At 35.7% G+C, this 11,854-nt stretch carries 12 protein-coding genes and 1 riboswitch; of the genes, 1 reads left to right on the forward strand and 11 read right to left on the reverse strand.

The features are described 5' to 3' along the window. Positions 1 to 129: 129 nt before the first annotated feature. The 8 genes from tnpA to BK585_RS11720 form a co-directional block, all read right to left on the reverse strand. Positions 130 to 615 carry an IS200/IS605 family transposase gene (tnpA, locus tag BK585_RS11685; protein WP_078552590.1) on the reverse strand — a complete coding sequence of 162 codons (486 nt, stop codon included), beginning with the start codon at positions 613 to 615 and terminating at the stop codon, positions 130 to 132. A 300-nt stretch (positions 616 to 915) separates the two neighbouring features. Beyond that, the gene (locus BK585_RS11690) at positions 916 to 1,884 is read right to left on the reverse strand and encodes a sugar phosphate isomerase/epimerase family protein (protein WP_078553620.1); all 969 of its coding nucleotides are present in this window, start codon (positions 1,882 to 1,884) and stop codon (positions 916 to 918) included. 112 nt (positions 1,885 to 1,996) lie between these two features. Then, complete coding sequence (locus BK585_RS11695) at positions 1,997 to 3,019, reverse strand: Gfo/Idh/MocA family protein (protein ID WP_078553621.1); 1,023 nt, start codon at positions 3,017 to 3,019, stop codon at positions 1,997 to 1,999. 71 nt (positions 3,020 to 3,090) lie between these two features. Then, complete coding sequence (locus tag BK585_RS11700) at positions 3,091 to 3,849, reverse strand: sugar phosphate isomerase/epimerase family protein (RefSeq protein ID WP_078553622.1); 759 nt, start codon at positions 3,847 to 3,849, stop codon at positions 3,091 to 3,093. Between the two features lie 420 nt (positions 3,850 to 4,269). Beyond that, a complete protein-coding gene (locus BK585_RS11705) occupies positions 4,270 to 7,071 on the reverse strand; it encodes an EAL domain-containing protein (protein ID WP_078553623.1) in 2,802 nt (933 codons plus the stop codon). A gap of 66 nt (positions 7,072 to 7,137) precedes the next feature. Further along, positions 7,138 to 7,221: riboswitch (cyclic di-GMP riboswitch) on the reverse strand. A gap of 336 nt (positions 7,222 to 7,557) precedes the next feature. Beyond that, positions 7,558 to 8,151 (reverse strand): DNA-3-methyladenine glycosylase, encoded by a 594-nt coding sequence (locus tag BK585_RS11710; RefSeq protein ID WP_078553624.1) that lies wholly within the window; start codon positions 8,149 to 8,151, stop codon positions 7,558 to 7,560. An 80-nt stretch (positions 8,152 to 8,231) separates the two neighbouring features. Continuing rightward, positions 8,232 to 8,531: a hypothetical protein gene (locus BK585_RS11715; protein ID WP_078553625.1), complete on the reverse strand. Its 300-nt coding sequence runs from the start codon at positions 8,529 to 8,531 to the stop codon at positions 8,232 to 8,234. Positions 8,532 to 8,649: 118 nt separating this feature from the next. Continuing rightward, a complete protein-coding gene (locus BK585_RS11720; protein ID WP_078553626.1) occupies positions 8,650 to 8,895 on the reverse strand; it encodes an HPr family phosphocarrier protein in 246 nt (81 codons plus the stop codon). Positions 8,896 to 9,015: 120 nt separating this feature from the next. On the opposite strand from BK585_RS11720, the gene BK585_RS11725 reads away from it, so the two are divergent. Then, the gene (locus BK585_RS11725) at positions 9,016 to 9,501 is read left to right on the forward strand and encodes a DUF456 domain-containing protein (RefSeq protein ID WP_078553627.1); all 486 of its coding nucleotides are present in this window, start codon (positions 9,016 to 9,018) and stop codon (positions 9,499 to 9,501) included. Positions 9,502 to 9,554: 53 nt separating this feature from the next. Here the strand turns inward: BK585_RS11725 and BK585_RS11730 are convergent, their stop codons facing one another. The 3 genes from BK585_RS11730 to BK585_RS11740 form a co-directional block, all read right to left on the reverse strand. Next, the gene (locus BK585_RS11730; protein ID WP_245805820.1) at positions 9,555 to 9,761 is read right to left on the reverse strand and encodes a DUF2187 family protein; all 207 of its coding nucleotides are present in this window, start codon (positions 9,759 to 9,761) and stop codon (positions 9,555 to 9,557) included. 14 nt (positions 9,762 to 9,775) lie between these two features. Next, complete coding sequence (locus BK585_RS11735) at positions 9,776 to 11,035, reverse strand: erythromycin esterase family protein (RefSeq protein WP_245805821.1); 1,260 nt, start codon at positions 11,033 to 11,035, stop codon at positions 9,776 to 9,778. Positions 11,036 to 11,114: 79 nt separating this feature from the next. Further along, entirely contained in the window at positions 11,115 to 11,651 is a 537-nt protein-coding gene (locus tag BK585_RS11740) for a hypothetical protein (RefSeq protein WP_139367549.1), read from the reverse strand. Between the last annotated feature and the right edge of the window lie 203 nt (positions 11,652 to 11,854).

Raw genomic sequence — 11,854 nt, forward strand, 5'->3', positions numbered from 1 at the left:
ACCCGTGAGAACGGGTGGTTTGCTCTACGGCTGGAAGCCTTTGTTACTGACCAAACCCTAAAGGGCTACTGAACGGTTCGCCATGTGTACTACTTCTACTGGCCAGACCTCAAAGGCCTCTCCCCGTCCTTATACTTTTTTTCTCTTCTTTTTCACTTCTTCCCCCGTAAATGGGTCTACATATTCTAATAAACTCAACTGTTCTGCGACTATATCATCTTGTATTTGGTTTCGTATATATTCTTCTATTACCTTCTTATTTCTTCCAACTGTATCCACATAAAACCCAGTACACCAAAATTTTCGATTTCCATATCGATATTTTAAATTTGCATGCCGATCAAATATCATTAAGCTACTCTTCCCCTTTAAATACCCGACAAACGCCGACACACTTATCTTTGGCGGTATACTTACTAACATATGTATGTGGTCTTTACATGCTGTTGCCTCTATTATTTCTACTCCTTTCCTTTCGCACAATTTCCTCAATATTTCTCCTATATCTCTCTTTAATTTACCGTATATCGCTTGTCTTCTATACTTCGGTGCGAACACGATGTGATACTTACAATTCCATTTCGTATGTGCTAAACTGTTACTGTCTTTAGACATAAAAAACTCCTCCGTAAGCTATTATATTGGTTGGCGAACCAAATATATTTTAGCACCGCGGATGAGTTTTTTTAATACCTCGCTATAAGCTTTCCGGAACCCTAGGCCTAGCCTAGGGTTTTCTTTTTACAAAAAAGGCAGGGACAAAGGGTTTTATAAACCTTTTGTCCCTGCCTTCTAAGCAATGAGCGAAACCGCCACTATTGGAATCAAGTTGTGATTGGGTTTATCACAACTTAGTTTTGTGGCGAGTCATCCCATTGCAGTTGTTTTACCTTTTGTCCCACTCTCTCACTCTAGTTATACCCACCACATATCTGCAGGTTGTTCACGAATTAGCACACTCTTTAAGTTAGAAACGGCACGTGCAAATCCTTCGTCAATTGACATAATTGGATCTTCATGTTCTATACTGACTACATAATCATAACCATACGTGCGTAAAGCACTCATCATGTTATTCCATTCTTCCATGCTATGTCCTAATCCTACTGAACGGAAGCTCCATGCTCTCGTTTGAACATTACCATATGGTTGCATATCCGTAAGACCATACATATTGACATTGTCTTGGTCAATGTATGTATCTTTTGCATGGAAATGGTGAATCGCATTTTCTTTTCCAAGAATCTTAATTGCTCCTACAGGGTCAATTCCTTGCCACCAAAGATGACTTGGATCAAGGTTTGCTCCTATTGCTTCGCATGTTTCTTCACGAAGCTTTAATAATGTATAAGGCGTGTGTACTAAGAAGCCACCATGAAGTTCAAGACCAATTTTAACATTATGGTTTTGAGCTAGCTTTCCTTGCTCTTTCCAATAAGGAATTAATTTTTCTTCCCATTGCCATGTAAGGACATCTCCATATTCATTTGGCCAAGGTGCAACTGGCCAGTTTGGATATTTTGCTCCTTCGTGGTCTCCCGCAGCTCCAGAAAATGTATTTACAACAGGCACTTCAAGTAATTCAGCCAATTTCACTGTTTTTACAAAAGTCTCATGACTTTCGGTAGCAAAAGCTTTGTCTGGGGAAATCGGATTTCCATGACAACTAAGTGCACTAATTGATAGTCCCCTAGACTGAATCGCTTTCATGTATTCCTTACGCTTTTGGTCGCTCTCAAGAAGTTCGTCTAACGGACAATGCGCGTTTCCAGGATAAGCACCTGTACCAATTTCTACAGAATCAAGGCCTGCTGCTTGAACATAGTCCAACATTTCTTCAAAGTTTTTTTGTGAAAATAAAACCGTAAAAACTCCAAGTTTCATTCTTTCTCATCTCCTAATGGTATTGATTAATTTACTTTTCTTGTAAGTTGTAAAATACTTAAACATTCTTGTAGAAACCCTTATTTCAGTAAGGATCACTACTTTTTAAAATTTATAATGTCACAATCTTTTTCGTTTGTTGCGATTCAAGAGCAGCAAGAATGACAGCTAATGATTTCATTCCTTCTTCACCTGAAATAGGATTGTCTGCCCCATTTAGACATTCAATAAAGTTGTCAATGACATGCGACGTTGTTTGACCGCCTTCATCGTTTGTTTGGATACCTTGTAATTCATATTTAACCGTTTCCCCATTTTTAAACTGAACAATTAAAGAGAAATTCGGGTCGTCTTCTAATCGTATTATTCCATTTTCTCCATAGATAACTGTTGAATTATCTTGAGCTGACACATAGGACCAACTTGCCGTTAATGTTCCAATAATGCCTGATGCTGTTTTCACAATACACACTGCATTATCATCTACTTGAGTATCCTCTTTCGCTTTTGTTTCTACCATGGCTCCAACTTCAACAAATTCCTCACCAAGGATATAACGCATTAAATCAGATTTATGTACCCCTAAGTCTCCCATAGCACCAATAAACGCTTCTTCCTTATTAAAGAACCAGCTCTCTCTACCATCAATACTCCAGCCCTCAGGTCCACCATGACCAAACGCCGTACGGAAGCTATAGATTTTTCCTAGTTCCCCATTTTCAATTATTTTTTTTGCTTTTGCATGGGAAGCAACGAAGCGTTGATTATGTGCAATCATTAATTGTTTCCCACTTTTTTCAGCTGAAGCAATCATTGCATCGGCTTCTTCTTGGGATGTCGCCATTGGTTTTTCACAAAGTACATGCTTTCCTTGGTTTAATGCAGCAATTGAGACAGGTGCATGAAGATGATTTGGTAAACACACACTCACCGCATCAATCTCATTAGATGCTACAAGTTCTTCATAGTTTGTGTATGCTTTTGCATTATATTGACTAGCAACTTCGTTAACGCGTTCCTCAACTACATCACATACAGCAACAATTTCACAATTTTCATTTGCTGCATATTCAGGTAAATGTCTCTTTTGCGCAATACTTCCACAACCAATAACACCAATTCTAATTTTACTCATTTTAATTTCCTCCTCATGTTTACCTTTTTATTTTTGAGTTCACATATTCTACACATGTAACCGAATTCATTTTATTTAGTGAAATTTTCCTTTAAATAATTAATACTGATTTGAGCACTTTCTAAAGCTGTTTTTCTTGTTTGGTCTTGTTCTACAACCCAGTATTCAACACCAGATTGTTCCCCGAACTGAATAATACTAGCCAAATCAATTCCACCAGTTCCTAGCTCAGCGAAGAATTGCTCCCCATCGGTTGTCATGTCCTTTAAGTGGATAAGTGGTGTTCTTCCTTCGTATTTTTTCAACCAGTCTACAGGATTTTCACCAGCTTTACGTAACCAGTAAACATCAAGTTCTGCTTTCACTAGTTCAGGATCGGAATCTTCTAAAAGAATATCTAATCCTTTTCTACCTTCGTGACTTTCTAGTTCAAATGCATGATTGTGGTAGCTGAATGTTACACCAGCGGCTGTACACTTTTCACCGAATGCATTTAATTTTTTTGTAAGCTCTTCATAGTTACTTGGGTCTTTTAATTCCTCAGGTAAGTTAGGTAAAATAATATGCGGACTACCAATGGCTTTTTGATAATCAATGACCCCATCAATGTTATCATCTAACATTTCAAGTGAAACATGGCTCCCCGACACCGTTAAATGTAAATCATCAAGAATTGCCTTTAATTCAAAAGCTGATAAATCACCCCAAAATCCAGCAAATTCAACAGCATCATATCCTAACTCTGCAACCTTCTTTAACGTTCCCACAAAATCTTTACTCGTTTCCTCACGTAATGTGTAAAGCTGAATGGATATTGGTTTTGTTATCATTATAAAAACCCCTTTCTTCAAATAGTGTTTCTATTTTTGTAAATGAACAATCAACTGTAATCGATTACATTTATCCTTTGAAAAAATAACTTTACCCAAATGATAAATGTATGGAATTATGTATTCGCTATCATTTTATCATGACTACAAAACTTTTTTGATTAGCTTTCCACCACCTTTTATAAATAATATGAATCGCCATCAACAAGTTGACGATTCATCACTAGCTTCATTATACAGGATACCTAATAGGTAGAGTCAATGAAGTTTTTCTTTTCATTTTCGACAAAAAAATAACATGTACACTTAAATCTAGAACAACAATGTTAGATTACTATAAAAAAATATTTCAGTAAAGGAATTTAAACTAAAAAAAAGGAAATACATGAAATTATAACTACCCAAACTCCCCGTTCAGGATTAAATGTCTTGCGGCAAGCGAATTTCTACTACTGTTCCTTTATTTTCAGCACTCGAAAAATTCATTCTCCCTTTATGTTCTCTGATGATTTGAAAGCAAACAACTAATCCTAAACCTGTCCCTTTTTCCTTACTCGTAAAAAACGGCTTCCCTAAATATTGCAATTGTTCATTTGTCATGCCTTTTCCATTGTCGGTGATGGTAATTAGGACTTCTTTATTTACTTCACGTCCTACAACAGTAATTTTCCCACCTGATGGCATGGCTTCCATACTATTTTTTAATAAGTTTATAAATACTTGTTTTAATTGATTCGGGTCTGCTTGAATACTAGAGATTGGTTGTTCAAGTTCAACTTCAAGTATGACATTCCGAAGGTTTGCCTCTGGGGCAAGTAAAGTATTTATATCATTTATTATATCTTCAATATGAACTTCTTTAAGTTTCATAGACTGTGGTTTACCAAGAGTTAGGAATTCATTAATGATATTTTCAATTCGAATAAATTCATTACCAATTACATCAAAATACTCAGGTTTACTAATTCCTTGTTTAAATAACTGAAAGAAACCCTTAATAGAAGTAAGCGGATTACGAATTTCATGAGCAACGCCAGAAGCTAATTCTCCTACTAAAGACAATTTTTCTGATTGTGATAACAACTCTTCCGCTTTTCGTTTTTCAGTAATGTCACGAGCTACGGATACTAAATGTTCAACTTCACCCTGGTCATTTACTATCGGAGTGAGCAATATTTCAAATTGTCTCCAATCATCATTCTTTTTTAAGCGTAATTCAGTTTGAAAAGGTTCTTTGTTCGTTGTCAATTTATCTACTATCGTTATATTAGCAATCCGGTCATCTGGATGTATGTGTCGAAGATATTGGTACCCTAGGAATTGTTCAGGTGTAATATCTAGAACAGATTCATGAGATGGGGAAACAAAATTAATTGCTCCTTTATTGTCCATGATTGTAATTAAATCCGTCATATTGTCTGTTATTAATTTATATTTTCGTTCACTGTCTTTTAATGCTAGCTTTGCCTTTTTCCGCTCTGTGATATCAACACATGACCCTATAATTTCAACGACTTTGCCCCCACGTATTACTGGATTAAGAGCCGTTAAAAAGTGAATATCATTGACCTGTACTTCATAAGAAACTTTTTCTTGCCTATCCCAAGCCCTTTGATAATATTTTATTTTTTTTGTAGCTATGTCTTTAGGATAAAAATCATACACTGTTTTCCCGACGACCTGGTTTGGAATGAACCCTAATCGATAAAGCAAATCACCGTCACATAATGTATGAATGAACGAGTCTTTTATTTTTTTAAACTTAAAAATCATACCTTGTTGAAGTCTAATCGTTTCTTGCAGTTCTTTTTTCGCAAGACGTATTAATTCTTCAGCCCACATTCTATCATTGATATCCTTTGATAATCCAAAGTCAGCTGTTAATCTTTCAATGTCTTTTGCATGTCGACAGATTTGGTCCTTTGGTAATGGCGTACTAAAAAAGTAGCCTTGAGCTTCGTCACATAAATACTGCTGTAAAAATAACAATTGTTCTTTCGTTTCAATTCCTTGAGCACACACTTTCATATTTAAATTATGTGCCATTGATATAATAGCCTTAACAACCATTTCATTGTCAGGATTATCTATTTCTTTAACAAACGTTTCATCTATTTTAAGCGAATCTACAGGAAATTTAATTAAATAGTTTAACGAACTAAACCCACTTCCAAAGTTATCAATCGCGATTTGTACACCTAGCTGTTTTAACTGTTGCAGCGTTACAATAGTACGTTCTGCATCGGCTGTCATACTTTCTGTGATTTCAAGTTCTAAACATTGTGGCTTTATTCCAGTTTGATTAATGGCGTTTCTAACCACATCCACCAAATTTGATTGAGCAAATTGTTGAATGGATAGATTAACGGAAACGACAAGATTTCCGTAGCCCGCTTCTTCCCACACTTTCCATTGCTTACAAGCTGATAGTATAACCCATTCACCAATTGGTATAATCAAGCCAGCTTCTTCTGAAATGGGTATGAACTCATTTGGCGAAATTTGTCCCCATTCTGGATGGATCCAACGAATCAAAGCTTCGACTCCAGTAATTTTCCCCGTTTTTAAGTTAATTTTGGGCAAATAATGAAGAGTAAATTGTTCATTTTTAATCGCTTTATGTAGTTCCATTTCGATTTCTAATGGATTATATTTTTGCTCATCGTTGTATGAATAATATTTAAATGTGTTTTTACCAGCCTTTTTAGACTGATACATTGCAAAATCAGCATGTTTGATTAACAGTTCTCCGGAATCACCATCATCAGGATAAATACTTATCCCGATACTAGGTGATGTATATATATCATAATTTTTAATTTGGAACGAAGGAGATAACACGTCTAATATTCGAGCAGCGACTTTTCCGGCTATTTCTCTATCTGCATTATCTAATAAGACAATGAACTCGTCTCCACCTTGTCTAAAAACGATGTCTCTATCAAACACAGATGCTTTTAATCTTTCAGTGACTTGTATTAATAACACATCCCCAGTGCTATGACCTAGAGTATCATTTATCACTTTAAATCGATCTAAATCTATGAATAAGATAGCAATCCGTTGATTCTTAATTTTAGCTATTTTTAATTCTTCAGAAAGACGGACGTTCAACATATTACGATTAGGAAGACCTGTTAAGTAATCGTGATAAGCCATATGATGGGACAATTCCTCTGCTTGGATTTCATTTGTTCCGTCTTCATTTTTATACTTATTCATACAATCACGTCCTATCTCATTATAAAAAGACCATTCTCAGTTAGAGAATAGTCTTTCAATAGACTATTCGGTAACCCGGCGATCATAGCTTCTAGCGTTAGACCCGTAGCTTTGCGTCCTTATCTTTCAATAAGTTTGCCTTTATCGTAGTAATCTGTCCGTTTTTATAGCTCCAAAATGATTATAAACCCAATTGATTTCTTCAACAATAAGTAAATTTGTCATGATATAGTAAACAGAGGAGAATCACGTCAAATGACATCGAAATATAAACACATAATTAGATATTATTTCATGAGGCTTTAGTAGTGTATTTGTTATATCATTACTAATAATACCATATAATGGACAAATATCAACATATTAATGAACATCAAAAAAAATACTAGGTCATAACTCCTTTTTTCAAACATTCTTCATTGGGATGAGACAAAACTATTGATAAAGGCCTGAACAACAGGTGAATAACTTTTTTTGTCCAGGTCTCTACCACTTTCTTGAAATAAAGCGATTCCCACTTATCCAAAATCTCCACAGATAATCTTTGGCTTCTCCACTATTATCAATACCTATTCTAGTACCGCTCGATACCTGTTGGACATCAATACCTTCACATATATATAAAGGCTTTTCACTAAATGAACGACCGTAATCGTCTTTCACAATCCCTAACGCTTTTGTCAATTTGCCTGGACCATTTGTTAAGTCCACCTCTTTTTTGACAAAACCTCTCCTCTTATGCATGAGCTCTATACCAGAGCATGGCTCAATTGCTCTAATTAAAATCGCTTCAGGTTGCCCAACTTGTCCGCTTACGACATTAACTAGACAATGGGTATGCATCACATATGTATAAACCAATCCAGGTTTTCCAAACATAACTTCAGTCCTGGCTGTTCTACGATTACCGTAACTATGAGCTGCCCTATCACCAGGTCCAATGTAGGCCTCTGTTTCCACAATCCAGCCAGAGCAAAGACCCTCTTTTGTTTCTTTTACAAGTAGCTTTCCAAGTAATTGTTGCGCAAGCTCCAATGTGCTTTCTGTATAAAAACTTTCGGGCAAAGGACTATTCACCATGTCACCACCACAAATACAATAAACTGACTCAGGAAGAAAGAGTTCATCACTGAGCCAGCGTTATTATGTCATTCTTCTACCTATCTGTTTTGTAAATATGTCGAAATCGCATCTTTGACGTGCTCTGTTTCGTTCTCACTAGGATGAATGATAAAATGGTCTCCTTGTAATTCAGCGGTTACACCTTTTATCCCTTGACGATTGATGAAATCAAGGACATCATCAACCTTTTCGTTTTGGGTTAACAACGTTTTTTTTCCTATATATTCTTCGTTTACATAAATATCATAACTGTCATGTGGTGACTTTGTTACTCCATCATTATCTGAACCACCAAAAAACGGGAATAACATGTTTCCATTTGTGTTTCCATTATTCAATGCGTTTCAACTCCTATCCTCTTTTTATGGTTAGTATGCTGCACAATCTTGCTTATTAACCAAATATAATGAAGGAACGGAATTTTTTTTGTGTAGGGATTTTAGTGAGATGGAGTATTTAATCGATTAGAGCTTTTTGAAGGTCTTCAATGGCATGATTAGAGTCTTTCCCTTGTGCATGTATCGTAATAACCCCTTTAAAACCTTGAAGGATGCATGTACTTAATATACTTTTTGCATTTACCTTCTTATTTTCATATTCAATTAGAATATAGCTCTCAAATTGATTTGCTTTTGTCACTAGGGTTATAATTTTATTGTAATTCAAACTTCGGGTAAGCAAATAAGTAAGTGTTTGATTCATTTTTTATACACCTCCTTATGCAAAAGCTTTCCTTAATCTTACATAACATAAAACGCTATAACTATAAGATAGGTATAAAATATAACAAGTAAATTTTAATTTAAAAAAGGTGGTTTTATAGTGGAATACTTGTGGTGGGTACTCATCATCATTTTTTTCATCGTAAGTTTTGTCGGACTTGTTTATCCGGTCATTCCATCCGTGGTAATGATTTGGGGTGGTGTTTTACTTTACTTCTTCTTCGTTGAAGCGGACGATGTAGGCTGGTTAACATGGGCAACGCTTATCATCTTAACAGGAGTATTGTTTATTACAGATTTCGTTGCCAACCAATACTTTGTAAAAAGATATGGAGGTTCCACTTGGGGTATGAGGGCCGCAACAATAGGATTAATCATAGGCTGTTTTGTATGGCCTCCTTTTGGAATATTAATTATTCCGTTCGCCCTCGTATTCCTTACAGAGTGGTATCAAAATAAGGACATCTCATTTTCCCTCAAGGTCGCTCTTGGAACTCTCTTTGCTTTCTTAAGTGGGACTTTTGCCAAAGCAATCATTCAACTTGTAATCATCATTGTCTTCTTTATTGATATCTTTGTATTGTAAAAAAAAGATGTGGGACAAAAGGTTAAAGCAACCTTTTGTCCCACCCCCTATGTTTAATTTACTTTATCATACTTTGAGTGGTTAATTACAGTCCGTGCTAATGTACCATTTTTCATTTTTCGATTCAACTCAACTGCCACTGAGTTCGTGTATACAGCAATAACTTTTGCTTTTTCTCCTTTTTCTTGACCTTTATTTATTTGGACAGTGTCACCAATTTCGATTTCGGGTTGATTTTCATTTTGAATTTCCTCTGCCATTTTGCCCATCCTCCCTACGATGTATAAATTAGTTCTTTACTTAATGGACGGAGCGCATTTGATTCATCAACATATACAAAAGCATTATATCGCTTTGCCATTACACTTGGTACATAATTTCCGTAGTTTTCATACCTTGGGTCGTATATGACTCCGATGGCCCGATGATCGATGATATGTTTATAAAATGTATCCTTTTCTCCTGTAAACAGAAGCAATTGATCATAGCTCCCATTTTGGTGAAAAAGATTTTCAATGCTCCCTTTTCTTGCTTTAGGTACAATGATTTTTTGAAGTTGGTCCCCCCACGAATCTGCCGCTATAACAGTTCCATGATATGTTCCAAACCCAACAGAAAATACTTTCTTATTATACTTTTCATTTAGCAATTGTCCAACATTTAGCATTCCTTCATCTTTCATGTCAGTGGCTCTTGCATCTCCAATATGTGTATTATGTTCCCAAATAACAATTTTCGTTTTTTTTCCATGGAAGTCAATGATACGTTCGATTACATCTACCATATGTTTATCTCGGGTATTCCATGATTCGGGACCTATGTGTAACATTTCACGATAATATTTTTCTGCATGAAGAGTAACAAGTGCATTTAATTCAGCACTTAATTTATCTTCGTCTTGATTATTATCATTAACCCTATTTACTTGCATATTCTTTAACAATGTAATGACTTTGTCTTCACAATGCTCTAAAAAACGTGAATTCAAGCCATAGTTTTGACCTTCTCGTTGGTATGGTTCAAAGCATTGAAAAGCTTCTCTAGCTTGCTGGAGATACGGGCTATTTTCTGTTTCGAGATAACTGATAATTCCCTCTAAAGACTCCCATAAACTATATACATCGACACCATAAAAACTAACTGGATTTTGCTGTGTTTGATTGCTATTGCTTACCCAATTGAGAAATTCAGCAACTTCTTCATTAGCCCACATCCAAGAGGGCCAACGATTAAAATTTTGTATTAATGCTTGCTCGATTTTTTCAGTAAATGTAGGAGACTTAATTATTTTATTAATTTCATAACAAGGTGGCCAATCGCCTTCCACAGCGATTATGGTAAATCCTTTTTCTTTGATTAGCCTTTTTGTAAGCTCTGCCCTCATTTTATAAAACTCTGACGTACCATGTGAAGCTTCTCCAAGTAAGACAATTTGAGAATCACCAATAGCGTCAAGAAGTTTATCTTGAGCATTTCTATTGTAAGGCATTGACCTATTGGTAAGCTCTTTCAAAAGAATTTTATGTTGTTGCAAAGGATTTCCTCCTTTTGCTTTAGTAGTAAAAGAAGCTGTTGACAATAGTCAACAGCTTCTTCAAATAGCCTACAACCAACTAGTTTTGATAAGATTGATTGTAGCTTTGGGAATCTCCATATTGGGATTGGTCCATACTAGATTGATTTATCCCTTGTTGAGATTGACCCATGCCTTGTTGAGATTGTCCTTGCATCTGTTGCGTCTGTTGCTGTAATTGTTGCTGGGATTGATTCATTTGTTGAGTCATTTGGTTTAAAACGTTAAAAGATTGAAGAGACTGACCCATATTATTCAACATTTGAGATGCTTGTTGAATATTTTGTTGAAGTTGCTGCAACGTTTTCTGTTGTTGTTGTTGAGCTTGATTACTAAAATTTTTCATTTGTTGCAACAGTTGTGTAGCTTGTTGTTGGTTTTGCATATTACCAGAAGTTGAAGTAGTTTGTTGAGAAGATGATTGAAGTTGGTTTAAAGTCGATTGCATTGTTTCTAGGTGACTTCGTAATGGTGCTAATTCTTCTCCAATTTCTTCTCTAATTTCATCTTCAACTACAATACGCTCAATTTCCTCTTCTTCAACACCTTGAATCAAATCTTCTGTTTCTCTTACCATACCAAATTCCTCCTTAAATTGATGTTCATTGATTTTTGTTGGGATTGGTTGAGCTTGTAAGTTTGTCTCGGCATAACCCCTTGCCCGAAAAATTACTGCAATTCCAGCAACCAACAATATAATGAGGAGGAAGATTAACATTCCATTAATGGCAATGCACCTCCAAATACAGCAACTTGTCCAAACGCTCGATGTCAGGACAA

The sequence above is a fragment of the Bacillus alkalicellulosilyticus genome (assembly GCF_002019795.1).
Lineage (GTDB): Bacteria > Bacillota > Bacilli > Bacillales > Bacillaceae_F > Bacillus_AO > Bacillus_AO alkalicellulosilyticum.

Bases quoted from the DNA above. Each gene is read 5' to 3' on its own strand.
- BK585_RS11695 (WP_078553621.1), bottom strand. From the start codon at position 3,019: ATGAGTAAAATTAGAATTGGTGTTATTGGTTGTGGAAGTATTGCGCAA.
- BK585_RS11690 (WP_078553620.1), bottom strand. From the start codon at position 1,884: ATGAAACTTGGAGTTTTTACGGTTTTATTTTCACAAAAAAACTTTGAA.
- BK585_RS11700 (WP_078553622.1), bottom strand. From the start codon at position 3,849: ATGATAACAAAACCAATATCCATTCAGCTTTACACATTACGTGAGGAA.
- BK585_RS11740 (WP_139367549.1), bottom strand. From the start codon at position 11,651: ATGGTAAGAGAAACAGAAGATTTGATTCAAGGTGTTGAAGAAGAGGAA.
- BK585_RS11720 (WP_078553626.1), bottom strand. From the start codon at position 8,895: ATGAATCAAACACTTACTTATTTGCTTACCCGAAGTTTGAATTACAAT.
- BK585_RS11710 (WP_078553624.1), bottom strand. From the start codon at position 8,151: ATGGTGAATAGTCCTTTGCCCGAAAGTTTTTATACAGAAAGCACATTG.
- tnpA (WP_078552590.1), bottom strand. From the start codon at position 615: ATGTCTAAAGACAGTAACAGTTTAGCACATACGAAATGGAATTGTAAG.
- BK585_RS11730 (WP_245805820.1), bottom strand. From the start codon at position 9,761: ATGGCAGAGGAAATTCAAAATGAAAATCAACCCGAAATCGAAATTGGT.
- BK585_RS11705 (WP_078553623.1), bottom strand. From the start codon at position 7,071: ATGAATAAGTATAAAAATGAAGACGGAACAAATGAAATCCAAGCAGAG.